Annotated in this window: 17 protein-coding genes; 1 reads left to right on the top strand and 16 read right to left on the bottom strand. The window is 63.6% G+C overall.

Translation table 11 applies throughout. The features are described from left to right. Positions 1–5 precede the first annotated feature (5 nt). From panB to thpR, 7 genes are all read right to left on the bottom strand, one after another. Positions 6–797 carry a 3-methyl-2-oxobutanoate hydroxymethyltransferase gene (panB, locus tag CWM61_RS17340; protein ID WP_025714105.1) on the bottom strand — a complete coding sequence of 264 codons (792 nt, stop codon included), beginning with the start codon at positions 795–797 and terminating at the stop codon, positions 6–8. Between the two features lie 120 nt (positions 798–917). Further along, the gene (gene folK / locus CWM61_RS17335) at positions 918–1,397 is read right to left on the bottom strand and encodes a 2-amino-4-hydroxy-6-hydroxymethyldihydropteridine diphosphokinase (RefSeq protein WP_074386850.1); all 480 of its coding nucleotides are present in this window, start codon (positions 1,395–1,397) and stop codon (positions 918–920) included. After that, positions 1,394–2,788, bottom strand: coding sequence for a polynucleotide adenylyltransferase PcnB (gene pcnB, locus CWM61_RS17330; RefSeq protein ID WP_071839121.1), 1,395 nt, complete (start codon positions 2,786–2,788; stop codon positions 1,394–1,396). Before pcnB ends, folK begins: the two co-directional genes overlap by 4 nt. A 62-nt stretch (positions 2,789–2,850) precedes the next feature. Then, positions 2,851–3,732 (bottom strand): tRNA glutamyl-Q(34) synthetase GluQRS, encoded by an 882-nt coding sequence (gene gluQRS, locus CWM61_RS17325; protein ID WP_061155730.1) that lies wholly within the window; start codon positions 3,730–3,732, stop codon positions 2,851–2,853. A gap of 59 nt (positions 3,733–3,791) precedes the next feature. Then, positions 3,792–4,247 carry an RNA polymerase-binding protein DksA gene (gene dksA / locus CWM61_RS17320; RefSeq protein WP_007749299.1) on the bottom strand — a complete coding sequence of 152 codons (456 nt, stop codon included), beginning with the start codon at positions 4,245–4,247 and terminating at the stop codon, positions 3,792–3,794. Between the two features lie 162 nt (positions 4,248–4,409). Continuing rightward, positions 4,410–5,126: a DNA/RNA nuclease SfsA gene (gene sfsA / locus CWM61_RS17315; RefSeq protein ID WP_008807388.1), complete on the bottom strand. Its 717-nt coding sequence runs from the start codon at positions 5,124–5,126 to the stop codon at positions 4,410–4,412. Next, positions 5,126–5,662 carry an RNA 2',3'-cyclic phosphodiesterase gene (thpR, locus tag CWM61_RS17310; protein ID WP_100631613.1) on the bottom strand — a complete coding sequence of 179 codons (537 nt, stop codon included), beginning with the start codon at positions 5,660–5,662 and terminating at the stop codon, positions 5,126–5,128. The genes sfsA and thpR overlap by 1 nt, the downstream gene beginning before the upstream one ends. Positions 5,663–5,734: 72 nt before the next feature. Here thpR and hrpB point away from each other — a divergent pair, with 72 nt between their 5' ends. Continuing rightward, positions 5,735–8,164: an ATP-dependent helicase HrpB gene (hrpB, locus tag CWM61_RS17305; protein ID WP_074386848.1), complete on the top strand. Its 2,430-nt coding sequence runs from the start codon at positions 5,735–5,737 to the stop codon at positions 8,162–8,164. A gap of 3 nt (positions 8,165–8,167) precedes the next feature. Here hrpB and CWM61_RS17300 read toward each other — a convergent pair whose 3' ends face one another. From CWM61_RS17300 to gspG, 9 genes are read right to left on the bottom strand one after another with little or no spacing between them, the layout of a single operon-like run. Next, a complete protein-coding gene (locus CWM61_RS17300; RefSeq protein WP_074386847.1) occupies positions 8,168–8,968 on the bottom strand; it encodes a prepilin peptidase in 801 nt (266 codons plus the stop codon). 2 nt (positions 8,969–8,970) lie between these two features. Then, the gene (locus CWM61_RS17295) at positions 8,971–9,711 is read right to left on the bottom strand and encodes a type II secretion system protein N (RefSeq protein WP_074386846.1); all 741 of its coding nucleotides are present in this window, start codon (positions 9,709–9,711) and stop codon (positions 8,971–8,973) included. After that, a complete protein-coding gene (locus tag CWM61_RS17290) occupies positions 9,701–10,186 on the bottom strand; it encodes a type II secretion system protein M (RefSeq protein WP_074386845.1) in 486 nt (161 codons plus the stop codon). Before CWM61_RS17290 ends, CWM61_RS17295 begins: the two co-directional genes overlap by 11 nt. After that, complete coding sequence (gene gspL, locus CWM61_RS17285) at positions 10,179–11,375, bottom strand: type II secretion system protein GspL (protein ID WP_074386844.1); 1,197 nt, start codon at positions 11,373–11,375, stop codon at positions 10,179–10,181. The genes CWM61_RS17290 and gspL overlap by 8 nt, the downstream gene beginning before the upstream one ends. Continuing rightward, a complete protein-coding gene (gene gspK, locus CWM61_RS17280) occupies positions 11,368–12,348 on the bottom strand; it encodes a type II secretion system minor pseudopilin GspK (RefSeq protein WP_077268424.1) in 981 nt (326 codons plus the stop codon). The genes gspL and gspK overlap by 8 nt, the downstream gene beginning before the upstream one ends. Next, the gene (gspJ, locus tag CWM61_RS17275) at positions 12,345–12,941 is read right to left on the bottom strand and encodes a type II secretion system minor pseudopilin GspJ (protein WP_074386843.1); all 597 of its coding nucleotides are present in this window, start codon (positions 12,939–12,941) and stop codon (positions 12,345–12,347) included. Before gspJ ends, gspK begins: the two co-directional genes overlap by 4 nt. Next, positions 12,938–13,303, bottom strand: coding sequence for a type II secretion system minor pseudopilin GspI (gspI, locus tag CWM61_RS17270; RefSeq protein WP_004894160.1), 366 nt, complete (start codon positions 13,301–13,303; stop codon positions 12,938–12,940). The genes gspJ and gspI overlap by 4 nt, the downstream gene beginning before the upstream one ends. After that, positions 13,300–13,815, bottom strand: a complete 516-nt coding sequence (gspH, locus tag CWM61_RS17265; protein WP_074386842.1) for a type II secretion system minor pseudopilin GspH — start codon at positions 13,813–13,815, stop codon at positions 13,300–13,302. The genes gspI and gspH overlap by 4 nt, the downstream gene beginning before the upstream one ends. Next, positions 13,815–14,237: a type II secretion system major pseudopilin GspG gene (gene gspG, locus CWM61_RS17260; protein ID WP_002889054.1), complete on the bottom strand. Its 423-nt coding sequence runs from the start codon at positions 14,235–14,237 to the stop codon at positions 13,815–13,817. The genes gspH and gspG overlap by 1 nt, the downstream gene beginning before the upstream one ends. Positions 14,238–14,256 lie beyond the last annotated feature (19 nt).

The following is a 14,256-nucleotide window of genomic DNA, read 5'->3' as shown; positions in this document are numbered from 1 at the left end:
ACTCCTTAATGGAAACTGTGTTCTTCGCCCGGATAGACCCCGGATTCAACTTCGGCAATATACTGCCGTACCGCGGCGCGGATGTCGCCCGCTTCGGCAAGGAAATTCTTAGCGAATTTAGGGATGTGGCCGCCGGTGATCCCGAATGCGTCATGCATCACCAGGATCTGCCCGTCGGTGACGTTGCCCGCGCCGATGCCGATCACCGGAATGGTCAGGGCTTCGGTAATGCGTTTCGCCAGTTCTACCGGCACGCACTCCAGCACCAGCAGCTGCGCGCCAGCCGCTTCCAGCGCTAACGCGTCTTCAAACAGGGTCTGCGCCGCATCGCCGCGCCCCTGCACTTTATACCCGCCGAATACGTTTACCGACTGCGGCGTGAGGCCGAGGTGGCCGCAAACCGGCACCGCGCGTTCCGCCAGCATCTTCACGGTATCGGCCAGCCAGGCGCCGCCTTCGAGTTTGACCATATTGGCGCCAGCGCGCATCACGATGGCCGCATTTTCGAAGGTCTGTTCGGGAGTGGCGTAGGCCATAAAAGGCAGGTCGGCAAGCAGCAGGCTGTTCGGCGCACCGCGGCGGACGGCGCGGGTGTGATAGGCGATATCTTCCACGGTGACCGGCAGGGTGGAGTCGTGACCCTGTACCGTCATTCCCAGGGAATCGCCCACCAGCAGCACATTAATGCCTTCATCGGCGAACAGCTTCGCGAAGCTATGGTCGTAGGCGGTAATGGTGGCAAAGCGCTTCTTTTCCTGTTTGCATTTCTGCAGCAGGGCAATGGTGGTCGGTTTCATAACATTTCCTGATGATGAAAGTCATATTAACCGGCATTCTAACAGCAGCATTCAGAGGGGCAATGATTTTGGGCAACCGATTACGACGATCGCCGCAAATGCTAAAAAAGGGAGAGGGGATTACCAGCTCGCGGGTTTTTCCGCGCCCAGATTATCCAGCACGGCGCGCAGCGCAGGGCCGTCAGGAAAATGGAGATCCGGGGCGATCTCGAACAGCGGCCAGAGCATAAAGCCGCGGTTTTTCATATCGTAGTGCGGAACGGTCAGGCGCGGGCTATTGATGACCTCATCGCCAAACAGCATGATGTCGAGGTCGAGCGTGCGCGGTCCCCAGCGTTCAGCTTTGCGCACCCGACCCTGCTGCAGCTCGATGCGCTGAGTGTGATCGAGTAGCGCATCGGGCGCCAGGGTGGTTTCCAGCGCGACGGCGGCGTTGAGATAGTCCGGTTGATCCTGCGGGCCCAGCGGCGGCGTGCGGTAGAACGAAGAGACGTTCACCACGCGGCTGTGCGGAATATCGCCCAGCGCGCGGATGGCCGCCTGCACCTGCTCCAGCGGAGAAGCAAGGTTACTGCCAAGCGCGATATAGACCAGAGTCATGCGTTACCCTGACGCGGCGCGCGTTTGCGCGGACGGCGGTGGCGACGGCGTGGCGCCGGATCGTCCCCGAGGTCGTTGAGCATGTCTTTCTGTTCCGGCGGCGCGGCAACCTGGAATTCGCCCCACCATTTGGTCAGACGCTGCAGTTCGCTGTTGTTTTCCGCCCCGGCACGCAGCTCCAGCAGATCGTAGGCGGCACGGAATTTCGGATGTTCCATCAGCTTCCAGGCGCGTTTGCCCTGACGACGGGACATGCGCAGCTGTAACTGCCAGATATCACGAATAAGGGTAGTGATGCGCTTAGGGATCGCCAGCGTACGGCAGGCTTCGTCCAGGACATCGTTCATCGCCAGGGCGAAGGCGTCGTAGTACGCCAGACCGCTCTCCTGGGCGATTTTTTGCGCCGTCTCCAGCAGCGGATACCAGAACATCACCGCGAAGAGGAAGGCCGGATTGACGCGCATGTCGTTATGAATGCGGGTATCGGTGTTCTTCAGCACCTGGCTGATGATCCGCTCCATCGGGCTGTCGCCGCGCTCGGTAAAGTAGCGAGTGATGGTCGGGAACAGCGGCTGGAACAGGTTGTATTCCCGCAGCAGCATATAGGTCTGGTAGCCATACCCGGCCTGCAGCAACTTAAGCACTTCTTCGAACAGGCGTGCCGGCGGCACGTCGTGGAGCAGGGTGGCCAGGCGCGGCAGCGGTTCAGCCGTTTCCTGGCTGATGCTCATATCCAGCTTGGCGGCAAAGCGCACCGCGCGCAGCATGCGCACCGGATCTTCGCGATAGCGGGTTTCCGGATTGCCGATCAAGCGGATCACGCCGTCCTGCAGATCCTTCATGCCGCCGACGTAGTCGCGAACGGTAAAGTCAGCCACGCTGTAATAAAGGCTATTGATGGTGAAGTCGCGACGCTGGGCATCCTCTTCGATCGAGCCGAAGATGTTATCGCGCAGCAGCATGCCGTTCTGGCCCTGCTGGGAGGTCACGCGATCGGTGGTGTGCCCTTCGTGATGGCCGCGGAAGGTGGCGACTTCAATGATTTCCGGCCCGAACATGACGTGCGCCAGGCGGAAACGTCGCCCGACCAGACGGCAGTTGCGGAACAGCTTGCGCACCTGATCCGGCGTGGCGTTGGTGGTGACGTCAAAATCTTTCGGCTTTTTGCCAAGCAGCAGGTCGCGGACACCGCCGCCGACCAGCCAGGATTCGTAGCCTGCCTTGTTGAGGCGGTACATGACCTTGAGGGCGTTTTCACTGATATCTTTGCGGGAAATAGCATGCTGCTCACGCGGGATCACCGTCATAGGCATGGGTTCGACGGCGGCTTCTGCCTCGCGCTCCTCACGGCTTAGCACCTTACGGCAAAAATTAGCGACTCGGGTAAAAATGGTGCACCTCGTAGTGTCAGACGGACTTCAGATCAACTATACAGTATAAAAATAGCGGCTAATCATAGCTCAGCGGGAGCCATTTGAGAATGCTCGATTTTTGCGGGCTGCCAGTTGGCGACGGCCTGACTGAGTAAATCGTCAATGCTCAGGGCTTGCCAGTCCTGGGCGATGTCCTGATTAAGAAACCGGAGCGCCCGGACAATTTCGGGGCGCGGATCGCCTTCCGGCAGCGCCGGTGCGTGGTTTTGTTTAGAGAGTTTATTCCCGTCAGCATTGAGGGCCAGCGGCAGATGGAGGTAGTCCGGCGCCTGCCAGCCAAAATGCTGATACAGTGAAATCTGCCGGACCGTCGGCTCAATCAGGTCAGCGCCGCGGACGATCTCGGTGATCCCCTGAAAGTGATCATCAACCACCACCGCCAGGTTGTAGGCAAACAGGCCGTCGCGACGGTGGATAATAAAATCCTCGCGCGCCAGCGGCTCATTGGCGATGAGCGTACCGTGCAGGCGATCGGTGAACTGCAGCACGGGACGGGTCTGGCGTAGACGCAGCGCGGCGTTTTCCGCCCCCAGCCCGAGGTCGCGGCAGTGACCATCGTAGATCCCGCCTACGGCATGGATCCGCGCGCGGGTGCAAGTGCAGTAATAGCTCAGCCCTTGTTCACCCAGCCAGGCCAGCGCCTCGCGGTAAGCTTCATGTCGTTGCGACTGCCAGAGCACGTCGCCGTCCCAGTGCAGACCGTAGTGGTCAAGCTGGCGCAGAATGGTGTCGGCGGCTCCGGGGACTTCACGCGGCGGGTCGATATCTTCAATGCGAACGCGCCAGATACCCTGGTTCGCGCGGGCTTGCAGGTAGCTGCCGAGCGCGGCAATCAGAGAGCCGAAGTGGAGTTCACCGGAGGGGGAGGGAGCAAAGCGCCCAATATAGCGTGAGTCAGTCATGTTACGGACAACAGAACCAGGCGGGAGAGACTCCCGCCAGAGAGTGAGGCAGCAGGGGATTAGCCCGCCATCTGTTTTTCGCGAATTTCCGCCAGGGTTTTGCAGTCAATGCACAGATCCGCAGTCGGACGCGCTTCCAGACGGCGAATGCCGATCTCCACGCCGCAGGATTCGCAGTAGCCGAAGTCTTCATCTTCAACTTTTTTCAGCGTTTTCTCGATCTTTTTGATCAGTTTACGTTCGCGGTCGCGGTTACGCAGTTCCAGGCTGAACTCTTCTTCCTGGGCGGCACGGTCTACCGGATCCGGGAAGTTAGCAGCTTCATCCTGCATGTGCGTTACGGTGCGATCCACTTCATCCCTGAGTTGATTACGCCATGCTTCAAGAATACGCTTGAAGTGCGCCAGCTGGGCTTCGTTCATATACTCTTCGCCCGGCTTCTCTTGGTACGGCTCCACCCCAGCGATGGCGAGAATACTCAGGGACGATGTTTTACGGTTTTGCCCTTCTTGCATGTTGCTTCTCCTTAACACGCACTATCGATCCCCATGTGGGGGAAAATCAGGCCGCTATAAATAGCAGATGCTTTTCCGGATAGCAATTATCTAAACGTTACACTTGACAACCCTGTGAAGAAAAGCGTATTCGCGCTTGCGACCCGAACACTATTTAGCCACTTATTTACCGGGGTTTAACACCACGGCAATCGGCTTATTCAGAGTCATCTTCGTCGTAGAAAGTTCCGCCTTCCAGGCGAGAATTTCCACCCCCTTGTCGCGGGCTTCTGTTAACAGCTGTGCGTATCTGGCATCAATATGATGCGCGGGGGAGAAACGGTCAATTGCCGAATGCAAAACGGCAAATAAAATCACCGCACGGTCGCCATTCGCCGCGACGGCCATCAGCTCCCGCAGGTGCTTCTGGCCGCGCGTGGTCACCGCATCGGGAAAATAACCGTATTCTTTCTCCGCCAACGTAACCGATTTCACTTCAATATAGCAGTTTTGTCGGTCATCTGCCTGCAACATAATATCGATACGGCTATTCTCTTCGCCATATTTCACTTCGCTTTTCAGTTGGTTATAGCCTGAAAGCTCAGGGATTATTCCGGCGGAAATCGCCTCTTTTGCCAGCGAATTCGCGCGCAGCGTATTGACGCAAATAACCGCGCCCTGCTGCGTTTCAGTTAATTCCCAGGTATGGGCATATTTGCGCTTCGCATTGTCAGAAGTGGAATACCAGACGGTGTCGCCCGGGGCGGCGCAACCGGTCATTGCGCCGGTATTGGGGCAGTGAAGCGTCAGCTCACGGCCATCGGGGGTAACCACGTCAGCAAGAAATCGTTTGTAACGTTTAAGCAAAATAGCGGGTTGTAACGGCGGATCAAACTGCATCAACTTTCCTTATGAAACGGATAACGTTCCAGCGCCGTGTAGCGCGTGCGCCCGCGGCCAAAGCTGGACTCATAGAGCACGAACTCGTTCACCGGAAACGACCAGTGAAAGCCGGGGGCCGGGATCGGCACCGCCTGGCGGGCATCGCGCCACAGGGTAATATGTGGATGAAACGGCTGCGGGCTTTGATAGCAGCCGCTGCGCGCCGCCTGAGCGCGCAGCATACTGGCGAGCTGCAGCAGGCCGCGCGGCGGCTGACGGGTTCCGAGCCAGACCACCCGCGAGCGCAGCCACTGTCCGGCATCGTCCAGCGTCAGGGTAAAGCCCGGCTGACGGAGGCGGCCGGCGAGGGCGGCCAGCGCCCGCTGTTTTTCCGCGCTCACCTCGCCGAGAAACGCCAGCGTCAGATGGAGGTTATCCGCCGCGACGGGCCTGCCGGCATCCTCGGGGAAGTGGCTTGCCCGCCACTGGACAATCTGTTTCTGGACGGCAGGCGGCAGTTCAAGCGCAAAAAACAGCCTTTTCGGCTCAGACATGATAGAGACTCGGTAATGAATTAGGGGGATGCTACAATGCGAGCCCCTGAATGTTAACCCCCGGAGCCTTTTGTGTCCTTATTGCCGGTTGCCGCCGTCCTCCCAGAACTGTTATCCGCCCTGCAGCACGCGCCGCAGGTTTTGCTTAACGCGCCGACCGGCGCCGGGAAATCGACCTGGCTGCCGCTGCAGATCCTCGCCGAGGGCAACATCGCGGGACGCATTATCCTGCTGGAGCCGAGGCGCCTGGCGGCGCGTAATGTCGCGCAGCGGCTGGCTGAACTACTCGGCGAAAAGCCGGGGGAGACCGTGGGCTACCGCATGCGCGCTGAAACCTGCGTCGGGCCGCAGACCCGCCTTGAGGTGGTTACGGAGGGGATCCTGACGCGCATGATCCAGCGCGATCCAGAGCTGGCGGGCGTGGGGCTGGTGATCCTCGATGAGTTTCACGAACGCAGCCTGCAGGCGGATCTGGCGCTGGCCTTGCTGCTCGACGTCCAGCAGGGGTTGCGTGACGATCTCAAGCTGCTGATCATGTCGGCGACCCTCGACAACGATCGCCTGCAGCGCCTGCTGCCTGAGGCGCCAGTGGTGGTCTCGGAGGGGCGCGCTTATCCAGTGGAGCGCCGTTTCAACCCGCTTCCCACGCACCAGCGTTTTGATGAGGCCGTGGCGGTGGCGGCAGCGGAGCTGTTGCGTCATGAACAGGGGTCGATGCTGCTGTTTCTGCCCGGCGTCGGCGAGATCCAGCGCGTTCTCGACCAGCTGACGGAGCGCGTGGCGGAGGATGTCATCCTCTGCCCGCTGTATGGCGCGTTGCCTTTAAGTGAGCAGCGTAAAGCGATCCTCCCCGCGCCGGTCGGGAAGCGCAAAGTGGTGCTGGCCACCAACATTGCCGAGACCAGTCTGACCATCGAGGGGATCCGCCTGGTGGTCGACAGCGCCCAGGAGCGGGTCGCCCGCTTTGACCCGCGCACCGGGCTGACCCGGCTGGTGACGCAGCGCATTAGTCAGGCATCAATGACGCAGCGCGCCGGACGCGCCGGTCGTCTCTCCCCGGGGATCTGCCTGCATTTGCTCGGCAAAGAACAGGCCGAACGGGCGGCGGCGCAGAGCGAGCCGGAGATCCTGCACAGCGATCTGTCGGCGCTGCTGCTGGAGCTGCTGCAGTGGGGCTGCCACGATCCGGCCGCGCTGGCCTGGCTGGATCAGCCGCCGGCGGTCAACCTGGCCGCCGCGCGCCGCCTGCTAGAGGCGCTCTCGGCGCTGGACGGCGATCGGTTGTCGGCGTTTGGCCGCAAAATGGCGACCCTTGGCAACGAGCCACGACTGGCGGCGATGCTGGCCGCTGCGCAGACCGATGACGAGGCGGCGACGGCGGCAAAGCTGGCAGCGATCCTCGAGGAGCCGCCGCGCGGCGGGGTGGCGGATTTGGGCGCCGTCTTTTCCCGTCAGCAGGCCAACTGGCAGCAGCGGGCGCAGCAGCTGATGAAGCGTCTGGCCCGCCGCAGCGGCCAGCCCGATGCCGGACGAATAGCGGGGCTGCTGGCGTCGGCCTTCGCCGATCGCATCGCCCGCCGCCGCGGTCAGGAGGGGCGCTACCAGCTGGCGAACGGCATGGGCGCGATGCTGGACGCCGACGACGCGCTGGGCCGCCATGAGTGGCTGATCGCTCCGCTGCTGCTGCAGGGCAGCGCCTCGCCGGATGCCCGCATGCTGTTGGCGCTGCCAGTGGATATCGGCGAGCTGATCGCCGCCCGTCCCGAGCTGGCGCAGCGTTCCGACACGGTGGAGTGGGATGAAGCGCAGGGTACCCTGAAAGCCTGGCGGCGGACGGTGATAGGCCAGCTGGTGATCAAGACCCAGCCGCTGGCGAAGCCCTCTGAGGCGGAGCTGCATCAGGCGATGCTCAACGGGATTCGTGAGAAAGGCCTCGGTGTGCTCAACTGGACGCCAGAGGCTGAGCAGTTGCGCCTGCGGCTGCAGTGTGCGGCGCAGTGGCTGCCGGAAGAGGCGTGGCCCGCGGTGGATGACGCTTCGCTGTTGGCCTCGCTGGAGGCATGGCTGCTGCCGCAGATGAACGGCGTTCACTCGCTGCGGGCGCTGAAGGCGCTGGATCTGCGTCAGGCGCTACAGGACTGGCTGCCGTGGCCGCTGCGCCAGAAGCTGGATCGCGAGCTGCCGACGCACTATACCGTGCCGACCGGCAGCCGTCTGGCGATCCGTTACCATGCGGAGAACCCGCCGGCGCTGGCGGTGCGTATGCAGGAGATGTTCGGCGAGGCCACGACGCCGGTTATCGCCGAGGGGCGGGTGCCGCTGGTGCTGGAGCTGCTGTCGCCCGCCCAGCGTCCGCTGCAGATCACCCGCGATCTGAGCGCCTTCTGGCAGGGGAGCTACCGCGAGGTGCAGAAAGAGATGAAGGGACGCTACCCGAAACACGTCTGGCCGGACGATCCGGCCAACACCGCCCCGACCCGGCGCAGCAAAAAATATTCGTAGTCGCTAGACCATCTGCTGCCAGAGAAAAATGCCCCCTCCGGCCAGCGCCAGCCAGGGGCCGAAGGCCAGCGGCTGCTGCAGCGACTGCCGGGACCACAGGCGCTGCAGCAGGGTCCACACCAGTCCGCTGGCCGACGCGAGCAACAGCACCTGCGGCAGAACCTGCCAGCCGCACCAGGCGCCCAGCGCCGCCAGCAGCTTAAAATCGCCATAGCCCAGCGCCTCTTTCCCGGTCAGCAGGCGGAACAGCCAGTAGACCGACCACAGCGCCAGATAACCGGCCATCGCCCCGGCGACCGCGTCCGGCAGGGCAATGTACACCTCGTTAAGATTAAACAGTAGCCCGGCCCACAGCAGGGGCAGTGTCAGACGGTCAGGCAGCAGTTGGGTTCGGGCGTCAATCCGCGCCAGCATCAGCAGGAACGAGAGCAGCACCAGGCCGCCCGCCAGCGGCAGGCCCGGCGCGAGCAATGCCCCGGCGAGCATAAACAGCAGGCCGGTGGCCAGCTCGGTCAGCGGATAGCTCCACGCGATGGGCGCCTGACAGCAGCGGGCGCGGCGGCCCAGCCAGAGAAAGCTGAGCAGCGGGATATTGTCCCGCCAGGCGATCGGCTGGCGGCACTGCGGGCAGGATGATCTCGGGGTGCTGAGGCTTATCCGCTCGTCGTCCGCGGTCTGGGTCAGCATGCGCGGCAGGCGATAGATCACCACGTTGTAAAAGCTGCCCAGCGCCAGGCCGAACAGCAGCAGGAAGCCATACCAGACAAGGGGAAAGTGCAGCGATAATGCCGTTAATGTCGTCATTTTTACTCCTGGTGTAACCATTTTCCCTGAATCTGCCACGGTGTGCGGCCTGACTCGTTTTTAGCGGCGGGGCGCGTGACCAGCAGCGCCAGCAGGGGCGGCATCCCCTGCCGGGGCTGCAGCGTACCGCGAAACAGATAGCGGCCATCGGGCGACAGGGCCCCCTGGCCGCTGAGGCTCAGCTGATGAGAATCCTGGCGGAGGGTCAGCGCCACGGCGCCGTCCGCCGTACAGCGGAAGGTGCCATTAACCTGGGCCAGCTCCAGGCTGCCGACCGGGGAGTGCAGTCGGGCCTGACGCCACTGCGCGCCTCCGGCGGTGATTTGTCGGCAGCGCCCCTCGCTGAAGTGCGCTTCGGCCAGGCTGAAAGTGACCTCTCCCTCGGCGCTGACGGGCATGGTCGACATCAACCAGCGGCTGAGCAGGCTGGCGGGGGCGGTGAGCCGCCCGTCCTGCAGGCGCAGATCGCGCAGGCCCCACAGCCGGGCCTGCCCCTCCACGCCGCGGGGATCGCTGAGAGAGACCTGCCAGCCAGCCAGGGTCAGCGACCACGCCAGTCGTTCAAGCCGTTCGCCATGCCAGTAGACCGGCTGCGCTGTGCCGCGCCAGACGCTGCCGCTAAGGCTGCCCACCTGTACGCCGGGCGGCAGCATCGGGACCAGCAGGCGCGCCGGGGCGGTAGCAGCCAGCCACAGCAGATAGAGCGCCAGCAGCAGCGCCACCGCGATCCCTTTAGCTTTCATCGTCGCGCTCCAGCAGCAGATGGTTGACCGTAACCCAGCCGGGCCGCGACGGCTGCCCGGTCACGGACAAGGAGACTGCGTTGACGCCGCGCATCGCCGGGGCGTCGAGCCACGCCATCAGCGCCTGGAAGGTGCAGGGCTGGAGGGTGACCTGCAGACGTTTTCCCTGCGGCTGCAGGCGGGCGACGGCCAGCCCGTGGCTCGCCGCCTCGCGCATCACCAGGGCGGTGAGCGCCTCTTTTGCCACCGGCGTGGGCTGCTGGCTGAGCTGCTGCAGACGCGGGCTCTGCTGCGTCATCCAGCGCAGGCTGGCCTGCTCTTTCATCAGGGTTTGTCGCCACTGCGCCTCACGGGCTCGCCAGGGCTGCCACAGTCCGTACCAGAGGGCGCATACCACCAGCAGCCCCACGAGTCCGAGCAGCAGGCGCTGCTCGGACGGCGTGCGCTGCCGCCACCAGATAAGCAGATTAGCCATTGTTTTCCTCCAGCGTCAGTTGTCCCTCAATGCCATCCGGTTTCGTGGTCATGTCGCCTGGCCGGACGCGAAACCGTGTCTGCGCCCGCTGGGTGAACTGCTCCAGCGCCCGGGAAGAGACCGCGGCGATATCCAGCTGCAGACGGTTGCCCGCGGCATCCCAGCTCAGCGCCCGCAGGCGGATCCCCGGCGTGTCGCTGAGGATGTTTTGCAGCGCGCTGAGGCGATCGACGAGGGGGGCATGCTGCGCCTGACGGGCGAGGGTTTGCAGGTGTTGCTGCATCTGCAGTCGCGGATTAATCACCTTTTTCTCCGTCGGAAACCAGCGATGATAGAAAGCCCGGCTGGCCTGCTGCGCCGCCTCGGCCTGGCGCGCCAGATCGAGATGGTCCAGCACGCTGTTTGTCCCCACCAGTAACGCCAGAGCCAGCGCGGCATACTGCGCCGAACGCCAGGTCGCCTGTGCAGGCCGCCGCCGACGGACGGCGAATTCCCCCTGCAGCAGACTGAGCTTCTGCGCTGCCGGATGGCATGCGGCAAGGGTCAGCAATGTCTGCGCAGGTTGCGCCCGCCAGACGCCCGGCGCTGCGGGCGGCGGTGAATAGCTGTCGATGACTTGCTCTTCCGCCTCGCTCTGCAGCAGTTCCGTCAGCCAGACGTTTTCCGCCGCCATGCCGCCCCACGGCTGGTGGCGGATCAGCCACTGCTCGTCCACCTGCACCGCGCTCCACGCGGGCGGATGCCAGGGCAGGGCCAGCACGTCGGGCGTCAACGCCAGGGGCCGAAGGGAGAGCGACTCGCAGCGGGCCAGCCAGTCGCGCATTTTTTGCCGCTGTACGGCGACGATCTCGCACTGCGCCTGCTGGCGGTGGAGCAGGGCAAAATGGGTGGCTTCGACATCGTCGGCCAGCTGCTCTTCCAGCAGGAATGGGGCGACCTGCAGCGGCGGTTTACGCAAGCCCGCCGGCAGGGTGAGCGAGTGAAACGCGCAGTCGCTGGCCGGGATCAGCACCCAGGCGGGGTAGTGCGCCGCCAGCGCCGGGAAAGGGCTGCCGTCGTCAGCCGGCCACCGGCCGCTGGCCTCGTGGTGCGGCTCGCCGGGGGCGAAGAGTTGCCAGTGCAGCGGCGCCTGCCCGGGGGCGAAGCGCACGATCAGCGTGGCCTGGGGAGAAGCGTTAAACTTATTCATCGACCACCATAGAAAGTCCATATCGCCGCTGGACGACGGTAAACGTGCGCCCCTCCTGTTGCAGGACGCTGTGCAGCTGAAAGCGAAGATTGCCGGTCACCACGGTAAAGGCGGCGATAAAGCGTGTGCTGTGCACCGTCAGCCAGGGGCGGGCAAGCGTGGTATCGGTTTTCTGCAGCGTCGGCTGCGCGAGAAACGCAGCGACGCTGCTCCACCCGGTTCGCGGGCGGTTGTGCAGCAGCTGTTGCGCCTCCTGCAGCGTCAGCTCGCCGGGAAAGAGGGCCACCAGCAGAGCGGCCTGGGAGGGCCGCAGGGTGTTGACATTGATCTGCAGCGCGTCATCCGGCTGGACGCAGACGAAGGGGAGCAGGCGCTGATAGAGCGCGGCGTCCATACCCGCCAGCAGGCGCAGCTCGCTGACATCCTGCATCGGCTGGTTGGCGGCGAGATAGCCCGGGGTTTGCGCCATATAGACCTCATCCTCTGCTCCGTTCAGCCGCGGCTGGCCGTCGCTGTCCGTCCAGTCGCCAAGGGCGGCGGCGATCTGGCTGGCGCGCAGCGGCGATTCGCCGAGCAGCGCCAGCAGCCGGACGAAGACGTCGGTCGGGTAGGGCGTTCCGCCGCTGGTTTCATCCGCGCGATGGTTGATGGCATTGAGGTTAAAGCAGGCGTGCCCGTCGCGGATCGTGGCGAGGATTTCGCCATCGTCGAGGGTAAAGCGGCGCCCCTCCTGCGCCCAGCTTTGCGCCAGGTTCGTTTGACTGGGTGAGTCCAGCGCGTCGCGTTGCAGGAGCGCGGCGGCCATGTTTTCCGCCGCCAGGGCGTACCATCTGGCCTGCAGATTATCGAGGGTCACGGCGGTATGCTGATACATGACCGCGGTGCGTTCGGTCATGGCGCTGGCGAGGATCATCATCAGGGCGAGGATGAACAGCACCATCAGGAGCGCGACGCCGCGTTGCCGATTTTTCACTGGCTGCCTCCCGGGGTGAGTAAAAACAGGCGGGTTATCTCCCCGCTTTTCGCCAGCGTCAGGGTGATCTCCAGCCCCTGCGGCAGCGTCTGCGAGCGATCCCAGGTCTCCTGCCAGCGTCCGTCAGCGTAGAACCGCAGGCGAAACGCCGTCACCTCGCGCAATACCACCCGAACCGTCGGCTGGCTGCCGGTCAGCGGATCCTGCTGATCGAAGCTCAGTCGCTCAAGCTGCTGCTGACGCAGACGGTAGCTGACGTTCTGGATCTCCGAGCGCGGGAGGATCCCCAGCGGGTTCGGCCAGCCGCTGCGGCTGAAGGCCAGCCCCCAGTCGTCGCTCTGCAACTGGAAACGTCCGGCGAAGAAAAGCGTGTCGCTGTTTCTGGCGCGACGGGGAATGATGTGCGTGACATCGTCGGCGATCTGGCGAAAGGCGCGCTGGAGGGCGGCGATCTGCTGGCTCTTCTCGCGGGTCAGGCCATCGGCGCGGATGACGTTCTGCAGTACCATCACGGCGGCGGCGCTAAGGACGGCGAGGATAGCCAGCGCCAGCAACGTTTCAATCAGGGTGAAACCGCGCATCCTGGTTATCATGGCGGCGTCACCCAGGTGCGCAGGGTTGCCAGCGGCGCGGGATCGCTTTTTTGCCGCCGGACCTCCACGTCCAGCGCCCGCAGCTGCGGCAGCGCGGTTTCCACCCCCTGCCAGCGGACAAACCAGCGCGTTCCGGCGGCTTCCACAGTGGTTTCGGACCAGCTGAGGGCGGGCCAGCGTTTCTCCAGCCGCAGCTGTACCAGCTGATTATCCGCCAGCCAGCTGGCGAGGATTTTCTCTTCCATACGCCCAAGCTGGCGCGTCTGCTGCAGGGTGGACTGCATCACCGCCAGGCCGGCGAGCGCGAAAATCACCAGCGCGACCATCACTTCGATAAGCGTCATCCCGGCCTGGCGTTTCATGGCTGCTCCCGCGCCGCCAGCGGCTGGCTGTCACCCTGGGCGTCGATGTTGATGCCCGTCGCGGTGTCAATTCGCAACTGAAATGGCGTGACTTCGCCGCCGGGAAAAATAAGTACGTCGGGCTGCTCGCCCGGCGTCCACGCCTGGCCGTCGGGAAAGCGCAGCGTCAGCCTGGCCCGGGGGAGGGTTTCCGTCGTGGTGACGCGTCCGGCCTGCAGTGGCAGCCACTGCGCGTTGCCCCACCGGTCATCAGCCGCCGCCGGAGCGTCTTCGTCGGCAGGCTGCAGGCGCATAAACTGCCAGCGGTCGGGGTGGATGACGATGCCGAAGAGCTGACCGGTTTGCTGCCCGCGCTCGCGGACAAAATCCAGCTGCGCCTGAAAGCGCGCCAGGATCTGCGTGGCCTCCTGGGTGCGGGCGGAGGGAAACGCCAGCAGCACCATGCTGGCGCTGACGCCTATCAGCAGCAGGACCAGCATCATCTCAAGGAGCGTGAAACCGCGCTGAGACACTATTTCTTCCCGAGGGTCCAGTTGCCGATGTCGTCATTGGTATCGGGCATCCCGTCCGGACCGACGCTGAAGACGTCGATGGCGCCATGCTGACCCGGGCTTAACAGCTGATACTCATTTCCCCACGGATCCTGCGGCAGACGGCGGATATAGCCGCCTTCCGGGTAGTTGCGGGCGTGCGGCTCGGCGGCCGGGGCGGTCACCAGCGCCTGCAGTCCCTGCTCGGTGTTGGGGTAGCGGCTGTTGTCCAGTTTATACATATCCAGCGCCCCCTCGAGCGCCACCAGATCGCTGACGACTTTCTGGCGGTCCGCTTTCTCCTTGTTGCCCATCAGGTTAGGCACCACCAGGCTGGCGAGAATGCCGAGAATGACGATCACCACCATAATTTCCAGTAACGTGAAACCGCGTTGCCGTTGCATAGTTTTCTCCATTAATACA

It is taken from the genome of Klebsiella sp. K-Nf6 (genome assembly GCF_002806655.1).
GTDB lineage: Bacteria > Pseudomonadota > Gammaproteobacteria > Enterobacterales > Enterobacteriaceae > Klebsiella > Klebsiella variicola.
The sequence above is the reverse complement of the archived record's forward strand: the minus strand, read 5'-3'. Positions and strand labels throughout refer to the sequence as shown.